The sequence below is a fragment of the Membranihabitans marinus genome, from assembly GCF_019802045.1.
Lineage (GTDB): Bacteria > Bacteroidota > Bacteroidia > Chitinophagales > Saprospiraceae > Membranihabitans > Membranihabitans marinus_A.
This window is the reverse complement of record NZ_JAHVHU010000004.1, coordinates 1-20,559: the sequence shown is the minus strand read 5'-3', so window position 1 is coordinate 20,559 and position 20,559 is coordinate 1. Positions and strand designations below refer to the sequence as shown.

The window sequence follows — 20,559 nt, the reverse complement described above, 5'->3', positions numbered from 1 at the left end:
GTGTGAGCGTGTGGACAGCTGAGAGTGTACGTAGGCGACTCGACGTTGCCCCTTCCCCTCATCACTTGTCTCGTCCAAAATGAAACTGGACTTGATGGCTATGTTTCCTAAACTTCTATACTTAAGCCGCTTTATTCACCACGTCAATCTATTATGACGCATAATACACAGTGCATCAATTGCTTAAATTCCAAAATTAGGCATATTACATAGCCCAATTTTGGCTGACGTTTGACTTTTGATTCATACATTATCCTCGGGACAGAGCCCTCGGTTCTCTCATAGAAAGTTCACTGAACTTTCTGTCTCAGCTCTGCCTTGCCGAGATGAGACTACATTCGCTCATGTTACTAACTCCTTGAAATAGAATACTATTCGTGAGGCTACCCTTCCAAAATGAGGGCATTTTGGTTCCCTCATCAAAGATGGATTTACCATCTTTGGTCTGCGTTGCACTCCGACTATATTCAGTCATTCCTTGCATCTGCATAAATCAAAAGCCATGAATTTTGCGGGTTAAGCCGGCTTCACAATCCACAGCGTCTCCAACCTAAACGGAAGCTTATGAATCCTACTAACTTTTTACCACAAACTATCGACTATCCACTTTAATTACCGGTTTCCATTGATCAAAACCGTTAATTTCCGGCACAAAATACGATTGTATTTTGGTGTGTGGATGACGAAATACCCCCGATCGAACCACCCCCAGTTTATATTCCAGAATATATTCTCCCTTGGGTAAGTGCTGGATATAAAATTGAGCAGATCCTGCATCAAAACTTTGATAATAAGACAATCCTAGTTTCCATTGAAAACCACTCAAACTGATCCCGGGATCCATTCCTGGTACCAAGGGGTCATTGATATACACATAATCCAAGTCGCGATCTGCTTTCACCGTCAATCGAACAGTCACCTGATCACCCACCTGGAGCGTGTCTGTGGATTTTATACCAGCAATCCATTTCTCAATCTTCAAGATGTCGCCACGCTGCTTCAACTGGTCCTCCGGCTGGACTTCTTTCCGGGTGATCATTCCCAACCAGATGGGCGGTCCTTCCCGGTGATCGATTCTGAAAGTCGCCAATGTATTGGCATCAAGAACAATTTCACCGGCATCGCCAATACCCTTCAAGGCGGTTTCTTTTCCATCCTTTATGATCGTTGACTTAGAAGTCGTCGTCCATTTGCCATCCATTTTCAACAGACTGAGCATCAAAGGCAGCACATCCGGATTTTGTTGCCAGTCGTTGGTCATTTTATTCACCAACACCCATTGCGTGATGCCTGGATTCAGACTGGAATTATCATTTAAAATCAGCAATTCCGTAATTTTTGCCAAATCTCCCAGGTAGCCGCTTTGATAGCTGCGGTTGTTATACCGCCAATAGGTACCAAGTTTCTGGTCATGGGCCGCATTGTCCACCGTCGCCGCTGTAATCTTTTGACTCACATTTTTATCCCCCAGATGCCAGGCGGCAATCCCAATATCCGCCCGAAACCCGGGTGAATAATCCGGCCAGTTGGCATAAACAGAGTCTTTGAGTTCGCTCCAGGCTTCCATGTAACCGTCGCGATCATCCTGAGCCGCAAAGCCAAGCGCACGTTCTTTAAAATAGGAAATAAATCGCTGAAAATGCACCGTAGAATCCGATGAATCATTCTTCATCTTTTTCCATTGACGGAGGAATTCTGAATCCACATACGCCTGTGCTCTCCTTTGATCCTCCCCCGAAAAATATTCCGGTGCCAAGCCAGCCCATTTTAGTTTATTCCATTGACTCAGAAACCGAATTGTCATAAAAAAGCTGGATGGTCCATCTTTTATCCAGGGGAATCCACCATCACTATTTTGACTTTGAAGCCATTTGGCTATATTTTCTTCGATGACCTGATTCATATGTGAATCATCAAAGAACAAGCCCAATAAAGCCATTTGCTCCGTACCGGAATCGCTTTGGCGCACCCAAGGCGTGTTTTCCAGGTTGACATATTTTTTATCCTCATTTTGAGCCAGCCGGCTTTCCAACTCTCCTTTTCGTTTCCATTCCTGATAGATCATTTCAAAATCAGGAATTTTGTCCGTCAGGTATTGTCCTAAGAGCGCCTGAATACCATTGCGGAAAAACTGATCCGTCGTCACCGGATTGGAACTTTGCAAATATGGAATGGACTTCAATAACTCCGAATACATATTATGAACAATACGAATTGTAACATCTCCTTGCCCATTATCAAGCATAGGTGCGATCTCCTCGCCAGACCAACTTTCCCCTTCTTTGAGCACAATCACATCACCGTCATAGATCGTTTCAGAAGCCGGATACACCGGCACCACCTCTTCGGTAGCATCCCACACATTACCAGCATCGTCGACCACACGCGTCTTAAAAATCAAAGGACCGACTTCATCCGAAGCAATGGAAACAGGTATGGATAAAACGGAAGATGCACCGGCATTCAAATCAAACCCAAGATTTTTTTGATATACCGATTTGTCGTTATCAAACAAAGCGTGCATCTCAAACTGAATTTTTCCGGAAATGGCTTTGTTTGCATTGTTGTATAGGGTAAAATTAAGATTCATTTGATCTCCCTGACGGACCATACCCGGCAGATAACTTTCCAGCATAAGGTCCTTAAAAGTCTCAAAAGTATGCGATGCGACACCAGAACTCAAATCCGGTGTATGCGCAAAAACCACTATTTTCCAACGACCTGCCTTGTCGTTGGTATGAAAAGGTATGCGAATCTGACCGCTGGAGTCCGTTTTTAATTTACCTCGAAATAAGATCGTTTCCGAAAAGTCTTTTCGAACGTGTACCGCGTTATCCTCTGGTCCTGCCAAGTCTTGCTCCTTCTCGACAGAGGAACCAGCGTCCATCGAAAACTCTTCCACGGCCACATCAGAAGACTCCATGGCTGGGGCACTGACCATCCCTGTCACCTTCAGATTACGTCGCATATATTGGAGCCCCCCATACCCGAAGTTCAAACCCGGTAAATGAGGAATAATAAGAGGGTGTATCGAGATTCGATGGTCGAAGTAATTGTTCCGGGAAATAATCCGATCACCGTGTGTCCCTGCAATTCGATGAATCGTCAACGGGTTAGAAAAGTCCCGAAAAAAACGCTGTTGCATCGACCAGTCATGCGGCACATAAGCATCCAGAGAAGCATCGTAAATAGCGATGGCTACTTCAGATTCTACACCTTCACCCAAATAGTCCTTTATACTTATATTCAAAGCTGTATCGGTATTCACTTCAAGTTTTACTAGATCATCTAACCCACCGATATCCAACGTTTTGTTTTTCCACGGTACCTCTATTAACAAACTCTTCTCATAGAAGCGATTGGCCAAATATCCAAAAAAACGGACATGGATCCCGCCCCGATCTTTTTCTTTGATTTTTACTTCTATATACTTTTGGTCTGACAGATTGTATGTATCAGAAGATCCATCTGAACGGGAAATTACAATTCGCCCTCCACGGGTCTCTGGTGGTGTGAATAAATTCAGTCGAACCGTTTCTCCGGGTTGAGCGCTTTCACTGCTCGCCACGACCTCTACAGCATCATGAACCATGGCGAACCGCTTTTTCAAGCTCCCTATTCCAAATGACGCCGTGGATAATGTGTCTCCTTTCGCAGACACAGCGATGACCCGGTAGTATCCAGGTTGTTTAATCAGTGGTACCAGATCCAGGGAATCCCCATCCTCCAAGTGCTGAGACCATTCTTTAATGGAATTTCTCACCCCCCAATCCTCCATATTTGCGGAATGATCATAAAACAAGTGGTCTACGTGCTTCTGGAAGTCTTTTGGGGTCAAAATGGGTTGATCGGGCATGGACCAGGCTCGATTGACTTTGTAGTTTTCCGGGGCCTCCAATCGGCTGATCCGCATCTCCACTTGCTCACTATCGGGTTTTTGCCAGGCATTCTTCACCGAAAACCGCAATGGAGCCATGTCCTCAAGGACCTGAAAAGTAGGGTAATTCAACTGTACCTGCACCTGATCCGGATCGAGTGGAAGGGTTTTCATCACCGCACGAATCTCTCCGGAAGGTGCTTGCACGGAAACGTGGATAGCATAAAAATAAAATGCCCCATACCGATATTTCTCTTCTGGAGGATCAACACCTTCAAAGGTGATTTCAAAAGCTCCCTCTTCATTGGTTCGGAATGATCCTGACATTAATTCTTCTGTGTGACTTGGCCGGATACTATAAAACCAATGATGTCTCTGAAGCTCAACACGGAATTCTCCCTGCCCGTTCTGAACCGGAAACCCATGATAAGTTAGGGCTTTTCCGGGTAATGCAACATGGTTACTATCCGGGCGATAAACGGATGAATCGGGCACGGTTACTTCAAAGTTGGGCCGTTGATAATCCTCCACCTGAATTCTGGCGTGTCCTGCCGGTGAGGCTTGTAATGACCAACTTCCTTTGAGCCCCGATACAGGAATGGGTACGCTTCCGGTTACAGTTCCCCATTCATCAGTCCGGTAGGTTTTCTGCCACACTTCCTTGCCATTTGCATTTCGCAGCGAAATGTCTATAGGTTGGTCTTTTAAAAGTTCTGCATCGAGCTTTCGGGCCAATACGGTCAGCGCCTTGAAATGAATCGTTTGTCCGGGTTTATATACGGCGCGATCTGTTTTTAGAACCGTCCGGCGAAAGGGTTGATAGGCGCTATGGTAGGAATGATTTTGGTAAGTCAGCGGAGAAATATAACAATCATCGCCATGGGTGACTTTGTAATACTGATTCATTGCCTTATCGTCCGGAACAAAGATCCCAGAACCTTGTTCACGAAGAATCCGGATTTCTGAGTTTCGAAATTGATTACGCCGGTCCACAGTAATGGATTCTACCCGGGCGCCCTGAATATTCTTACCTGTCTGCCGGTGTAAGACGTGCAACTGCCGGTTATGCTCCTGTGTGGAACCCACCAAGGTAAGATCTGATACCTGGAATAAGACCATCCCGGATATATCCAGACCATCTCTTCGATGCCAATACCGCAATGCATAAGCACCTTTCTTAAGATTCCGGTTTAAAAGGGTTTCGGTGCGGTGTTCCTTGTAGTCTGATACATCCGGTAGTTCGACCGTCTTTTTCCAGATCGGTGTTTTTAGTCTCGTCAAATTGAAATCACTCATTTCCCGCCGGACGGTGGTAAAACGCCACTTGACATACTCGTCCAAATCGAGCGGGTACAATTCCAGACGAACCTGATCCAAATTTCGATAATGGATCATGAGGAGTGGTCGTTGGCCATCTGGATAGGTCTCTTCGGTTTCTATAAATGTGCTTGGTGTCTTAATGGTTTTGATCAGAGAATGGATCTGGTCGATGTTGTTTTTATAAGCGTCATCGGCCTTTTGGTCCAAAGCAGTTTCGAGCGTCCGGAGTGCAGCCACATAATCCCCTTGCGTATATTGGAAGTGCGCCCGGGTGAAAGAAATTTCCGCCCGGTTTCGCACTGACGGATATTTGTCAATAAGGGCCTGAAGCAGGGATCCAGAAGCAGGGATATATTTCTTATCCAGATTAGTACCCACATATTTAATACGCTGCAATAGAACATCTATATATCCTTCGGTATGATTTGTCATTTTAAGTGACTGCTCCCACTGATTATAGGCTTTGATGATGAGATACAGCCTGGTGTCCTTCTGTGGAGCTTTGAGATAGTCTGAAAGATCCTCTTTCGTTAATTGATCCACCATGGATTCATCATACTGGCTCAGCTGTGCGTGCCAGTTCAACCGATTATTCTGCAAATAGGTCAGTAATCGCTCTTGGAGCAAATCATATAAACGAGGTCGCAGTTCAAAATGTATTTCTTTGTTTTTGTGGTCAAGAAGTGGTTTTACCTTCTCCGATGAAATCTCTTTGAGTGATTCGGGTTTGACACTTTTATGATACAAACTGTCGATCGCATGCTCTATCTGGGGTGCAGCCCATCTATTTACGTCGTCCCAAGAAAGAGACTCTTGAGCCGTGATCTGACTGATCTGATACCGGTTTCGTTCATAATATTGGGTGAGAAGCTCAGCCAGATAACTATTCACCACTGCTGACACCACAGGATGATCGGATTGGGTTGAACCCATTTTTTTCAGAACCTTGAGTAGGGCTTCGTCATCGACCCTGTAAATATTCCGGATCAGGAGATTAAGCGACCCCACCATGCCGGGAATATTCTTTTCATGGACCTTCTGGTCAAAAAGTTTTTCGGCCTTCAGGTAAGCTGATCTGTTCTGGCCCTGCTGTTCCAACGAGGCGATTTCCGCGAGTTCGGCGTCATAATTATCAGACCAGTTCAATGCTGAAGTATCCGTTTGTCCTATGGCAGTTGAAAACCATATTAAAAAGAGAAAGATAAAGAAATTCCGGACGATTGTCATATAAGTTATTTACCTGTAAGATGAATTGGGAGGCGCCAAAAGTCTAAACAAACTCCAAAATAACAGATAATTAACGATAATCAACCAGGTCGGAAAGCCAACTCTAGCGATAAAGCGTCAGCATCAACGTGCGGGAGGAAGCGTGGGCTGCACGGATTGTCCTATGTGGCCAAGCTAACCCGCTTTGACAAAAGTCCATGGGTAAGGCACCTATTTAGTTCCTTGAGCACTAGAAATGATATTTATTAGAAGCTAAAGTATTCAAATATCAAAACGGATAAAGATTAATATTTGGGAATCTTAATGAAACATTCGTTCAATCACGACCAATATCTAGACACACTCACCTCCGGGCAGATCTCCACTTGGTTAGTTATATGCTCCACCAGGTTTTCAGCAAAATACGGAATCAGGCTGGATCCTTTAGAGCCAAAACCATTGAACAAAAACAGGGTCGGATTATCCGGATGTGCACCAATCACAGGCCGGCGATCTTCCACAGCCGGGCGGATCGCCGCGTGATGTGCGGTAATCTGGTAAGGTTTATTCAGGAATTTTGCTCTTGATTCCAGGTAGTCCAATCCTGCTTTGGTGGGAGTCTTATCACGCGGATTCCAGGAGTTGTAACTACCTATCCATATTTCATCCTGCGCCAATGGAACAAAAAAGGTGGATTGTTTGACGATGTGATCCAAATGTGGTGGGGTCGTATTCAAGTGCAGAATTTCACCTTTGTTCGGATTCATTTTTACCCAGGCAAAATGGGGATGCTCCACAATAGCTGCTCCTGTTGCCCAGATCAGCTTATCGGTCCGATACCCTTTGAATTCATATTTATTTTGAGCCAACGAATAATGTTTCTTGTCCATATCAGCTTCCATATATTGCCCTTTCTTGGTAAGATAAGCAATGGCTTGGTCAAGAAATGCCACGGTATCCAGCTGGTAGCCTTTCATGACATAGCCCGGCGTTTTAAATTGAACGACAGATTTACTTTCATTGATTTCAGCTTCGGTCATTTTACGGCAATACGTCTCAAAAGCAGGCGAAGTTAATTTAGCATCAAGATCATTGACCAATTTATTGTCAGGGACGGACCGATAGATATTTTTTGGACCAAAAAACCGGCTTTCCCACTTATTTTGCCAATATTCATACACTTCTAAAAATGCCGGTTCGAGCTTTTCATACAACCAAGTTAATGCAAAGCGGCGGCCTGTGATGGGATTGATAATGCCGGCAGCAATCCGGGAAGAGGAATGAGCATCCGGCCGATTAACCACCAGGGGGTTGAAACCTTTCCGATTCATCGCCAAGGCCAGGTGAATGCCCGCCAGACCACCTCCCACTATAATGGCATCTACTTCTTGCATAAACGCATATTCAGCAGGTTTCTGAATTCAATACATCCGGATCGTATTTTTCCACCATATGGATCCACAACGACCGAGCCAGACGAAAAAAATATATAAATAGTAAAACACCCAGGATTACAATAACGATTAATGCAGTGTTCACATCCATACCCAAACCAAAAGTCATGACCAATCCGATCACGAGAAACAGCCCGGAGGTGATGACATATCCGAAAAACATCGCTCCATAATAAAACCCGGGTTCCCGATAGAAATTGAGTCCACACTTCGGACAGTGCGATGGCATGGAAAAAGCATTGGAAAAATTGAAAGGTTGATCAAACAATTTCCCTTTGCGACAGCGCGGGCACTTTAAAGTAAATATTGACTTTATTAATCCCATGACTGATTCCATCTTAAATATGCTTTACGGTTGAAAGAAATACCTTTTTCTATCCGGTATAATAAACTGCAATTCGAATTGTTCCGGACTTGGATTTAGTGGCGTGCAAATATACGGGTTAGTCGGAAAAAACATGTCACTTCGCGACGAAGAGTGCTTATTTTTAAGAAATCTAAAATAATAAATCAGTCGATGAAATTCATGCGCTTTTCCAAAAAAAACCAATGCAGGTGGGTTTTGAGATTAGTTTTTTATATTTACCTCTATCATGAAAATAAAGAAAATACTGATAGCCAATCGAGGTGAGATTGCACGACGGATCATCCGCACCTGTACAAAAATGGCCATTGAAACCATCGCCATATACGCCGATCCGGACGAACCCCTCCCCTACGTTCGGGAAGCTAGCACGTCGGTGCATCTTCCGGGGACATCCAGTACAAACACTTACCTTGATGGTCAAAAGATCATCCGGATTGCTCAGGACCAGGGGGCAGATGCTATCCATCCCGGGTATGGTTTTCTCAGTGAAAATGCTGAATTCGCGAAGGCCGTTGAAGATAGTGGATTGATATTTATAGGGCCATCCCCAGAAAGTATTGAGGCGATGGGGCATAAGATACGAGCCAAAAAACTGGCTTTGGCGGCGAATGTTCCGCTGATCCCCGGCAATACTTCGCCAGTCCAGTCCCTGGATCAAGCCTTGTCAGAGGCACAATCGATCGGTTATCCCGTGCTGCTCAAAGCCGCAGCCGGGGGTGGCGGGAAAGGGATGCGTACCATCCGAAGCGATAAAGAGATGAAGGAAATGTATGACCGCGTCAAAAGTGAAGCCAAGTCTTCGTTTGGAGATGAAGAGGTTTTTATTGAAAAATACCTGGAGGATCCCAAGCACGTAGAGATTCAATTGTTTGGTGACCAGCAGGGAAATTATGTGCATTTGTTTGAGCGGGATTGCAGCATTCAACGCCGGCATCAAAAAGTCATCGAGGAGGCTCCTTGTGCCACCATTCGGAGTTCGACGCGGCAAAAAATGGGGAAAGCAGCGATTCGGTTGGCGCAAGAAGTGGGCTATTTCAGCAGTGGAACCGTGGAATTTTTGATGGATCGTGATCAGAATTTTTACTTCCTGGAAATGAACACGCGGCTGCAGGTCGAACATCCCGTGACCGAGTTAATTACAGGTACTGATTTGGTAAAATGGCAGATTCTGGTCGCCGAGGGAAAGCCCCTGCCCCGCTCCCAGGACGAACTTCGTATCGATGGTCATGCCATCGAACTTCGTCTATACGCGGAAGATTATCTCGATAACTTCTCGCCGTCCCCAGGCAGAATCGATCATATGCGATTTCCGGAGGATCCATCCATCCGATTGGATATGGGGTTTGAGGCCGGTCAGGAAGTCACCTTGTATTTTGACCCGATGATCGGGAAGATCATCGGTCATGCAGAAGATCGTGAGCGATGTATCCGGAAGATGCAGGAGTGGTTAAAGAAAACCCTGGTCACGGGGATTGATACCACCATCCCCTTTGGCCAGTATGTGCTTAGTTCACCGGACTTCCAATCCGGTGACTATGCCATCACTTACTATGCGGATCTGGAACAAGAAGACTTGGAAAGTGCAGAAAAAGAAAAAGGAGAAACGGCGGCGGCATTTGCGCATTGGCTGCTGGAGAAGGAAAAGGGTGAAGCGTATTTGCTGGGGGAGTAGCACAAATTGATGGTATGCCAAGTTTGGATCAACGAATAAAGGTTAATTTTATAGATAAATAATGTTCGAAACCGCAGTCCCGCCGTCGAGAAAAAAAAATGGAGCTTTCGATGGTGCGTGGTTCCGACCCTTGGTGGAGACCCAGACCCTGAGATTGAGTGTTTTAGATGTCGGGCACTGCTCATCTCTCGTTCTCACCGCACGTGTTTAAACCCTGGTACATCCTGATTAGAACTTGGTGTTTTATTCTATTATCCATCAATCCAACCGCTTGCGGATCTCTTTTATCAACTGCTCTCCGCTTGGCCTCGGTGCCTTATCCATCGCTATCTTTCCATCCTTATCAATCAGCACATAGGTGGGATACGATGAAAATTTCTATCCAATTACAAATACCTCAAATACAAAAAAAAGCGAACCAGTGTAGCTCATCATTTACTAAACACCATAAACATGCAGTATCCCCCGTACCGGCGGTTTTAACCGCCGACTCTAGACGAATGAATTCGCCGTTACTATAGTGATACATATCGCCTGCCGCGCCACGCGGTATTTAGTTCCTAGCACATTAGAGCTCACATCTTAATTAAATTCTATTGGCCTCCCCTCTTTTCCATTTTCCTCTGCCAACATTCCATTCAGTTAACATATTATAACTATATTGCATCTATAAAGCCATGGACGGCATATAAACTTTACATAAGATTCAATTACATACAATAAAACAGCCCGATTACGCTTTTTCAATAGAGTTAAAATACCATCCAATGAAAGTCAACTTTTTGAGAATATTTCCTTTACTGACCGGATTACTACTCATCGCCCAATCTTCATTTGGGCAGTACTCCTACAAGGATCAGGATGAATTCAAAAAATACCGTCAAGCCGTTGAGCTCTATCAAAAGAACAATTTTGCACAGGTCATACCGGTCATTGACGAGTTTTTAGAAGAGAACAACAAGGTGTATCAATCGGAGTTCCGTAATATTCGAGTTCATGCTGAGCTCTTGAAAGCCCAATCCACGCTCTACAATGAAGATCCGGACGGCGAAGAAATGCTGGTCAATTTTATTGACAAATACCAGCCTGATCCACAGGCTAATGAAGCGTTGTACAATCTGGCGGACTACTATTTCCGCAGCCGGAAGTATGATTTGGCGATCAAATACTACAACCGGATCGGTCAGGGTACTCTACCTGCCGACCAGGCTGGCGAAGTGGCTTTTAAGTTGGGCTATAGTCATTTTGTAAAAAAAGAATTTGAAGATGCCATGGAGGTTTTTCAATCGGGTAAAAACGTACGGGGGACCTATTATCATGACTTAAACTATTACTATGGCATGGCTGCTTATTTTGAAGGCGATTATGACACCGCGATACGGTCGTGGCAAATTGCGCAGCAGGATAAGACCTATGAGCGACTCATCCCCTACTACCTGACACAGATCTATTTTTCCAACGGCGATTATCAAAAATTAATCAGCTATGCGGTTCCCTATGCCAAGGAAAGTGGAATTCAAAATCAAAAAGAAATCAATCACCTGATCGGACAAAGCTATTTTGAACTTGGTGATTTTAAAAATGCACAGCCGTACCTGGAGGAATACGAATCCAACTCCGGCACCATGCGAGCCGAGGATTTTTATCAGTTAGCGTATGTACAGTATAAAAACGGGGACTATGAAAAAGCCATCCCCAATTTCCGCGAGCTCAGCAATGAGAAGAGCGATATGGGCCAAACGGCCATGTATTACCTCGCTGAATCCTACCTTCAATCCGGGAACAAAGCTTCTGCCCGAAACGCATTCTACAATGTGGTTCAGTATCCGGAGAACATGCCGTTGCGTGAGAACGCCCTGTTCAACTACGCAAAGCTCTCGGCAGAATTGGATTACGACATTGATGCCATCAATGCATTCTCCAAATTCCTGGCTACCTCAAAATACTACAACGAGGCACAGCGATATATGGCTGATGTCCTGGTTAACACCAACAACTATAAAAAATCCATCGAGATTTTGGAATCCATCAATGACCTTTCTCCCGACCTGAAAACGGCGTATCAAAAGGTTACCCTGCGCCAAGCCAACCTGGATCTGAAAGAAAACAAACTCGATGAGGCGTTGATCCATTTTAATAAAAGCCTGAAATATGCCGCATCGATTGAAATGCAGGCAGAAGCATACTTCTGGATTGGTGAAATACTAAATCGAAAGAAAAACTATCCGGAAAGCGAAGCAGCGCTCAATAAATACCTGGCCCTGGCAAAAGCAAATCAATCCACGCATACACAGGTCAATCCGGCATTTGCTTCGTACATCCAGGGATATAATTACATCCGGAGTGGAGAACATCAAATGGCGGTCAAGGCACTCCAAAACAGCATCAATGAAGGACGGAGGATCTCGTTCCAGGACCCCACGGACAAAAAGCGATTGAATGACATCATGGGGGATGCCTATATTCGAATTGGAGATAATTATTTTCAAATGTCCCGGTACAACCAGGCCTCCGAATGGTATCAAAAAGCTGCAAATGAGAAAGTTTCCGGTTATGACTATGCGCTTTATCAATATGCCCAGATTCTTGCTCTGCAAGGAAACACATCCCGGCAGACAACGGTCCTCGACCGATTGGTGCAGGAAGCACCCAGTTCAAAATACGCCGATATTGCCTTACTAGAAAAAGCAGATGCGTTAATTCAGTCCAATCAGATGGCACAAGCACGAAATCCCCTTCAGGTTCTGGTGCAAAAGTACAAAGGCAAAAGCGAACTCATCAACAAAGCGTATTTCAAACTGGGGCTGATCGAATACAACCTGGGCAACAGTGATCAGGCTCTGAATTATTATCGACAAATCCTGTCCAACAATCCAACCAGCCAGGAGTCGACCAATGCGCTGGCAGCCATCGAAGAAATCTATGTCATCGACCGGGGCAATCCGGATGCGTATTTTCAAGTTCTCGAGTCTATTCCAGGTATGAAGGTCGGGCAGCGCCAGAAAGATTCACTTCAGTACAGCGTGGCCGGAAGCTATTACAACAATGGAGAATATGAAAAAGCAGTCACTGCATTTGGAGAGTACCTCAACCGATACCCCAAGGGATTTTACGCCCTGGATGCTTACTACAACCGGGCAGAATCCAATGTTCTCCTCAAACGGTTTGATGCTGCGCTTTCGGATTATGAAAATGTGATCCAGCGAGGGAACAGCTCGTACTACAGAGACGCTGTCCGCAAAGCCGCTATTATTGCCTTCAATGACCAGGAAGATTTCACACGAGCACTAAAATACTATGCACTCTATGAAACCTTGGTAACTGATGAAGAGGAACGCTTTAAAGCGCAGGTCAATGCACTGAATTCTGCTTTTAAAATAAAGGATCAGGCGGCTATATTAAAATTTGCAGATAAGGTCAAAGACAATCCGCTAGCAAACGACCAACAACGCAGCCTGGCTTATTTCACACTAGCAAAATCAAAAATTCAAGCCGGAAATTCTGCAGAAGCGTTGCGTGATCTGGAGTTTGTCGTCGGTCATTCCAACAACGAACAGACGGCAGAGTCCAGATTTCTTATTGCACGCATCTTGTACGAAAACAATAATTTGACAGAGGCTGCGGTAAAGGTCAAAGAAGCTTATACCCAAAACGGAGCCTATCCGCAGTGGGTAGCTAAGAGTTTGCTCCTCAATGCCCGCATACTCATCAAACAGGACGATCTATTCAACGCCAAAGCGGCGGTGGAAGCCGTCATAGACAATTTCCCCGGTGACCCGGAGATCATAGCAGAGGCCAATGCCCTGCATGCCGAGATCAAAGACCTCGAAGCAAAATCCAGTCGGATCGAAAAAAGTCCGCAAAACGGAGAACTGGAATTGGATTATGGAAATCAATAGTACAGAGAAGAACAACACCATGAATCACCCAAATCAATTCGCTCAATCAATATCGTTTCATTTCATGAAGACCCACTATCATCAACAAATTGGCCGCAATCGGAAGCTTTCCGCAATCTTCGGACTCCTTTTTATTGTTTCCGTTTGTGCACCAGCCATGTATGCCCAAGGGGATCTACCGACCAGTGAAGTTGAGGTCGTTAAGCAATTTGAAGCCCGGCTCATAGAATCGCAGCGAATACCGGTGGAACCCGGCGAAGTAGTGGTCAAACCTTTGCCCCACAATTTTGACTATGACGTGATCGACCATCAGGAATCTATATCGTACGATCCGCCGGTAATCAAGCCACGTGGATACCGAACCGGAAAAGGGCCGGAGGCTTATCGCGGATTTTTAAAAGCCGGTGCCGGATGGCCATTAAACTATTTGGGACAATTTGGATATCGGTTTGATCTGGATCGAGATCGCAATGCGAATGTGTATGCAGATCTGCGTGGGCTCAATGACGGCAAAATAGAAAACCGGAAAGTGATGAACGCCAATGTCAAGGGGGATATGAATTGGTACACCGATCTTGGTCTGAAATTAAACGGATTTGCCGGCTATCAGCGAGATATGTATCACTACTATAATCCGCCCGTCTATGTAGATAGTTTAACGACAAATAAAGTCAGTTACAGTGATTTTTCAATTGGTGCTTCCCTCAAAAATTATGAAGAAAATGCATTGGGAATCGATTATGAAATTGGTCTGGAAGGAAAATTTTTAAAATCCAGTTTCGCACAAAAAAACCACACCTTCAACATCCAGGGAAAGGTATCCAAAAGCTTTGGCGAATCTGTTTTGCTGGAAGTTGGATTGGCCAGTTACAATGACAGCTACGAAGAAATCAAGAAAATCAAACAAAATTATTTTGAACTCAACCCCGTGCTTTCCTACTCCACCGGCCGATTTCGTTTGAGCGGTGGTGTCTATGTTCTTTCGTCAGGCGATGATGCCAGTATCAAACCCGATGCAGAAATAGAATACGGAATTCTCCCCAACCGGCTGCATGCGTTTATCGGAGCAGACGGTGGTTATCAGATCAATTCACTTCGAAGCCTGATCACGGAGAATCCATTTATGGCACACACCATGGACAGCCTGCAGATCACAAACACCAACCATTATTATGGCGGGGTCAAAGGTACCATCAGTGCCATCACTTACAATCTGCAGGGTGGCTATCGCCTTCGCAAGGACCTGCCCATATTTCAGCTTGATCCACCGATTAATCCCCTGGAGCCTCACTTTCTGCTGTACGCTCCTGTCTTTGACGATGCGCAAAACATATATGGTGAGCTTTCGGTGAGCATGCCCTTATTGGACAATCTGAATCTGTACACACTGATTCGCTATGATCACTATGAAATGGACGTCTTACCGGAAGCCTATTACATCCCTTCGACCAAAGTACAACTCGGCGGGAAATACAGCATGCTGGAAGGTCGGCTGAACCTTGGTGCAGACTTTAGTTTTCTGACAGCCGTCAAGTATCCTGAAAATGAATTTGAAAAACCCAACGCCGTTTTTGATATTAACTTGAATGGCGAGTATCTTTTCACGGATAATTTTGGTGCTTTTATACAATTGAATAACTTAGCCGACAGCCGGTATATTCGCTGGCAGGATTACGAAGGTCTTGGTCTCAATGTTCTGGCCGGGATCTCAGTTCGATTTAAATAAACATTTATGGCTACAGATTTCAGCGCGCTATCCACAAAAGTAGAAAAATACGAGCAGATTCTTGCTAACACCCAATCCTATAGAAAAGCCTGGGACACTTCTATCAAGCAGAAAATTCGTGATTTTATTCAATCCTTTATTGATGAGACCGACATTGCCGGGGATATTGAAATACGCAATAACTTAAAAAATCTGGAATCCGTCATATTTACACTGGGTGTAGAACCCAGCGGGATTTTTGAACCCGTCAGTGATCAGTTCCGAAAACAACTCTACAAAAGCAATGGTATGCTGGTCTTCCAACAACTGTACAATGGAAAGATTATCGTGATGATTGCCTACCCGCACATCGAAGAGGTCGCCAAACCCAAGCAACCAAAAACCCTGGAAATTATCCGTCCAGAAGAATTGACAGACGAATTTATGCTTCGGTATCTGGATACCTTTCTCACAGAAATCATCGAGTGGGAAGACTATGACGATGATCTACCCCAAACCATTGGATTTAATAAACCCTTTCAGGAGAATGGTTTGGTGATTTGACATGGTATAATCATGCATTAGCTGTTTCGGCCTCAGCCAGTAGCTAACCTTTTTACAACTACTTTGGATGAGACTTTTCCGCGAGCAGGAGCTCTCGACATACACAAATAGCTACCCCTTTTTCAACTACTTTGGGTGGAAACTTCATCCGTATGAATACACCTGTCAAACGCAACAAGATCGACACACAACCAATGATGTCAGCTATTTTGTGGTGGCAAATTATACCATTGACCAACAGTAATCTACTCAATGGATTATAAATCCTACATTTCTTTTTGCATCTTTCTTCTGTTCACAAACTTGAGGACCCAGGCTCGTATTCGATCCACGTCCAACGCCATTTTGGAATCTTTAACCGCTTTATACACCAGGAAAACACCGATAGGAAGCAAGATGAGCACAGGTAGATAGGCCGCTAGTACCGGCGAGATCCGTCCTCCCTCAGAAGTTTTTCGAAATAAAATGGTCATCATGATAAAAGCCACAAAAAAGACAATGGATATCAGCAGAGAATAACCGAAACCTCCTTTTCGTACGATGGAACCCATGGCGCCACCCACCAAAACAAACAGGATGCAGGAAATAGCCAAGGCAAACTTGAAGTGTAGTTCATACGTCGATTTAATTATTTTACGGTGATCAGAATCCATCTGTTTGGAGCGATAAGAGATTTGATCTTTCATTGACTGGAGATTACTCCGCAGTGAACTAACCATATCCGACTTATTGACCCCCGGGATAACCTCCATCAACAGACTGTCCGACGGCAAGCTGGCCAGATAGGTCGGAGTCAGGTGTTTCCATGAAAAAGCATCGTAAGCCTTCATCCCTTCTTCTCCGGATACATCAATTGTCCGGTTTGGATTGATGATGGTCGATGACTTGGTCAGTAATTCGACGGTATCTTCCTCCGGTTCATCGGTATCCACGGAATCCATGGCAGCGATCGTGGTGTCCGTATCCAGCTGCACCGAATCCAGCAGCAAACTGTCTTTTTCCACTTGAGCGAGACTGTCTTTTTCTCTTTGCTTTTCCTGTTCTCTTTTTTCCAGAATGGCAGAGCGTATAAAGGGCAGCTCATAGGACATCTCAAGATCGACCCGGTCCTGAAGATTGTTCAGCCGCGTCTTCGTAGAATCTATGGTGGAACGAAGCTGCGCCGTATTCATCGTCGATTCATGGTTCTTAAAATAATTTTCATTGGTACTTTGCAGTTGAAAATCCGACAGATCAAAAGCTTTTTGATATTTGTTGAAATGGGTCACCATAAAGGGTTCGTTAGCGGCCTGGCCACGGTTGTACCGTTTCACCTCCTGGTATTGTCTTCCATTTTCCAGCACCATAACAAAAGCGCTTTCATCCGGGGTAATAACCATTTGGCCTTTTTCGGCTATAATAATACTTGAACTCCCTTTGTAGTTGGAACTATAATCATACAGTATGATATCCCGGATGTGGCTCCCGTCGGCGTCTTTTTCGCCGACCCGGATTCCATACCCTTCAAAGTCATTATTAAAGATTCCTTCTTTGATGTTGAGCGTCGGTTTTTTGGTCGACATATCAAACAATCGGCTCCGAGCTTTGACATTGGCGACAGGAATGATATATTCGGAGGCGATAAATGAAAACAAAGCGACAAATACGGAAAAGACGAGTGTGGGCGCTAGCATACGTTGGTACGAAATCCCAGCAGATTTAATGGAAGCCAGTTCATACCGTTCTCCCAAGGCACCATACACCATCACACTGGCTATGAGGACACTGATGGGCAGAGCGAGCGGTATAAATGTCAATGTCAAATAGAAAATGAATTCCATGATGACAAGTATCCCTACCCCTTTTCCGGCAATATCGTCGATGTACAAAAACATAAATTGCATCATCAACACAAAAGCCGAGATCAGGAATGAAACGATGAAAACGGGTAGAATTTCAAATAATATGAGTCGGTCTAATTTTTTCAATGAATGTTTGTCTTATTTTTGTAACAAAAATAACAGATAATTCGTCAAATCAATGTAATGAATTACCATCAAGTTTTTAACGAAGATGTGTTTCCGCTTCGCGACAAGTTATATCGTTTTTCTTTGAGCATTGTTCGTAAGAACGATATTGCAGAGGATGTAGTTCAGGAAATACTCATTAAAGTATGGGATAAACGAGAAGACTGGGAAAAATGGCGCAATATGAATGCCATGATATATACGATGACAAAAAATCTATCACTGGACAAATTAAAAAGTAAAAACAATCAGCTGTATACCATACCGGAAGGGTATGACACCCCTGCTGACAGTGCGAATCCAGTTCAGCGGGTCATTAGTATGGATGTCGAATGCATCATTCACAAAGCGATCGGAACACTCAATGAAATCCAACGCATGGTGATACAGTTGCGCGATATTGAAGGGCATACCTATCAGGAAATAGCAGATATGACGGATCTGACCATGGCACAAGTGAAAGTAAATCTTCACCGAGGCCGATTGGAATTACGAGACAAATTGAAAAACAAATTATGATATGACACGCAATGATATGGACACATTAGTTCAAAAATATATAAATGCAGAGTCAACCAGACAGGAGGAAGAACAATTGAAAACAGCATTGCGCGGTCAAGATGTTCCGGCTGATCTTAAGTATTTGAGTACACTTTTTGACTATTATGAGTTGCAAAAAGAACATACCGTTGTTCCCGATTTTCAAAATCCGGCTGCGCCGTCAAAGCAACCCAACGCACGAATTATTTCTATGCGTTGGATGGCTGTGGCAGCGTCAGTGGCGATTCTGGTGGTGACCTTATTGTTTTTCAATCAATCGCCGGTAACCGCTCCGGCAGACACGTACGATGATCCGGAAATTGCAGCGCAAAATGCAGCACAAGCTTTGGAATTGTTGTCGGGAGAATTAAACAGGGGGCGTACGCTTGCGCTCGACCAAATGAAAGAATTTGATAACTTCAATAAATATCTCAACGTATTTTAAATAAATTAATATAAAACTATGAAGACTTTTTTGAGTATGTGCCTGCTAATCGTAGGAATGAATACACTCGTTGCACAAACTGGTAGCATGGACGCCTATTTTCAGAAATACCAGGATGACAACAGCTTTACGGTTGTAAGCATCAGTGCGAGTATGTTTCAGGTAATATCAGGCATGGATATTGAAAACATAGATCCGGATGTCAAAGCCATCCTGGATAATATTACCGGTTTGAAAATTCTAACGAAGGAATCCGGGGGACAGCCTTATTACAACGAAGCCCTGACAACCATCACAAATCAAGGTTTACAGGAAATGATGACCATCAAGGAGAAAGGGGAAAATGTCAAAATTTATGGTAAGAGTGACGGAAAGGAAAAACTCAAAGAAGTCGTAATGCTTCGCGGAGATACCAATAACTTTGTATTAATGCAGATACTTGGGAATCTGTCGATCGACCAATTAACGAAACTCAGCAATACCCTGAACAAATAATTTTATCATGGAATATAAGTATTTGGACAATCGGATTGAAAGTAATATCTTGATCATCAGACTGTCACGTGAAGATCACCTCAATGCACTAAACCATGAAATGGTTGCTGAGTTGCGCCAACTATTTGAAGAACTGAAAAGCAATGAAAAGGGGTACAAAGGGGTGGTCATTACCGGTAGCGGTTCTAAAGCATTTGCGGCAGGTGCCGATATCAAAGAATTAATGACGCTGAACGTAGATGATGCGTACATGATTTCAAAGGATGGGCACACCACATTTAATCTAATCGAGGAATGCAGCATACCAGTCATAGCTGCTATCAATGGTTATGCGTTGGGCGGCGGATTTGAGCTGGCTCTGGCGTGTCACATCCGGGTGGCTGATACCGTCGCACAGATGGGATTGCCTGAAAGTACGCTTGGATTAATCCCGGGATATGGGGGAACCCAACGATTACCCCGGATTATTGGACGGGCCAAGGCCATCGAACTCATGTGCTCCGGTGAGATGATCCATGCCACGTATGCCAAAGAACTCGGTATTGTGAGCTATGTCACCACGCCTGGATTTGAAGTTCAAAAATCCATAGAAGTCATCAAAAAGATGACAAAAAATGCACCGACCTCGGTAGGGAAAATATTAAAAGCCACGCTCGATCACGAGCAGGCCGAGGATGGATTTCGTTATGAACGGGAAGCTTTTGCCAAGCTGCTTCAATCCGACAATGCCAAAGAGGGCATGACCGCATTTATCGAAAAACGTAAACCGGAGTTTGAGTAAGGGGGTTAGGAGTTAGGGGTTAGGACGCTGCGCTATAAGGGGTTAGGTGTTAGGGCGCTGCGCTATAAGGGGTTAGGAGTTAGGCGTTAGGAGTTAAGTGCCTTACCAATGACACTCCACCAAAGTTGTCAAAACCCACTACACCCCTAGTAACGGCTGCTTTAGCTGCCGATAATTTCAGCCGGATTATTTCAGGAATGAAAGAGTTATCCGCATACTAATGTAAAA

Annotated in this window: 12 protein-coding genes; 8 read left to right on the top strand and 4 right to left on the bottom strand. The window is 44.4% G+C overall.

The annotated features are described in order from the left end of the window. Window positions 1-592 precede the first annotated feature (592 nt). The 3 genes from KUV50_RS03055 to KUV50_RS03045 form a co-directional block, all read right to left on the bottom strand. The gene (locus tag KUV50_RS03055; RefSeq protein WP_222578622.1) at window positions 593-6,424 is read right to left on the bottom strand and encodes an MG2 domain-containing protein; all 5,832 of its coding nucleotides are present in this window, start codon (window positions 6,422-6,424) and stop codon (window positions 593-595) included. Window positions 6,425-6,744: 320 nt separating this feature from the next. Beyond that, complete coding sequence (locus KUV50_RS03050; RefSeq protein ID WP_222578621.1) at window positions 6,745-7,797, bottom strand: NAD(P)/FAD-dependent oxidoreductase; 1,053 nt, start codon at window positions 7,795-7,797, stop codon at window positions 6,745-6,747. Between the two features lie 10 nt (window positions 7,798-7,807). Continuing rightward, complete coding sequence (locus KUV50_RS03045) at window positions 7,808-8,194, bottom strand: DUF983 domain-containing protein (RefSeq protein ID WP_222578620.1); 387 nt, start codon at window positions 8,192-8,194, stop codon at window positions 7,808-7,810. Window positions 8,195-8,450: 256 nt separating this feature from the next. Between KUV50_RS03045 and KUV50_RS03040 the strand changes: the two genes are divergently transcribed. From KUV50_RS03040 to KUV50_RS03025, 4 genes are all read left to right on the top strand, one after another. Then, window positions 8,451-9,896, top strand: a complete 1,446-nt coding sequence (locus KUV50_RS03040) for an acetyl/propionyl/methylcrotonyl-CoA carboxylase subunit alpha (RefSeq protein WP_222578619.1) — start codon at window positions 8,451-8,453, stop codon at window positions 9,894-9,896. A 767-nt stretch (window positions 9,897-10,663) separates the two neighbouring features. Next, window positions 10,664-13,795, top strand: a complete 3,132-nt coding sequence (locus KUV50_RS03035) for a tetratricopeptide repeat protein (RefSeq protein ID WP_222578618.1) — start codon at window positions 10,664-10,666, stop codon at window positions 13,793-13,795. 64 nt (window positions 13,796-13,859) lie between these two features. After that, window positions 13,860-15,521 carry a hypothetical protein gene (locus KUV50_RS03030; RefSeq protein ID WP_222578617.1) on the top strand — a complete coding sequence of 554 codons (1,662 nt, stop codon included), beginning with the start codon at window positions 13,860-13,862 and terminating at the stop codon, window positions 15,519-15,521. A 6-nt stretch (window positions 15,522-15,527) separates the two neighbouring features. After that, the gene (locus KUV50_RS03025; protein WP_222578616.1) at window positions 15,528-16,064 is read left to right on the top strand and encodes a hypothetical protein; all 537 of its coding nucleotides are present in this window, start codon (window positions 15,528-15,530) and stop codon (window positions 16,062-16,064) included. Window positions 16,065-16,330: 266 nt separating this feature from the next. On the opposite strand, the gene KUV50_RS03020 is transcribed toward KUV50_RS03025, so the two are convergent. After that, on the bottom strand, window positions 16,331-18,031 hold the full coding sequence (locus KUV50_RS03020; RefSeq protein WP_222578615.1) for an LptF/LptG family permease: 1,701 nt from the start codon (window positions 18,029-18,031) through the stop codon (window positions 16,331-16,333). 57 nt (window positions 18,032-18,088) lie between these two features. On the opposite strand from KUV50_RS03020, the gene KUV50_RS03015 reads away from it, so the two are divergent. The 4 genes from KUV50_RS03015 to KUV50_RS03000 are packed head-to-tail and all read left to right on the top strand — an operon-like array spanning window position 18,089 to window position 20,331. Then, window positions 18,089-18,589: an RNA polymerase sigma factor gene (locus KUV50_RS03015; RefSeq protein ID WP_222578614.1), complete on the top strand. Its 501-nt coding sequence runs from the start codon at window positions 18,089-18,091 to the stop codon at window positions 18,587-18,589. A gap of 1 nt (window position 18,590) precedes the next feature. Next, the gene (locus KUV50_RS03010; RefSeq protein WP_222578613.1) at window positions 18,591-19,055 is read left to right on the top strand and encodes a hypothetical protein; all 465 of its coding nucleotides are present in this window, start codon (window positions 18,591-18,593) and stop codon (window positions 19,053-19,055) included. An 18-nt stretch (window positions 19,056-19,073) separates the two neighbouring features. Then, a complete protein-coding gene (locus tag KUV50_RS03005) occupies window positions 19,074-19,550 on the top strand; it encodes a DUF4252 domain-containing protein (protein WP_222578612.1) in 477 nt (158 codons plus the stop codon). A gap of 7 nt (window positions 19,551-19,557) precedes the next feature. After that, window positions 19,558-20,331, top strand: coding sequence for an enoyl-CoA hydratase/isomerase family protein (locus tag KUV50_RS03000; RefSeq protein WP_222578611.1), 774 nt, complete (start codon window positions 19,558-19,560; stop codon window positions 20,329-20,331). Window positions 20,332-20,559: the final 228 nt, after the last annotated feature.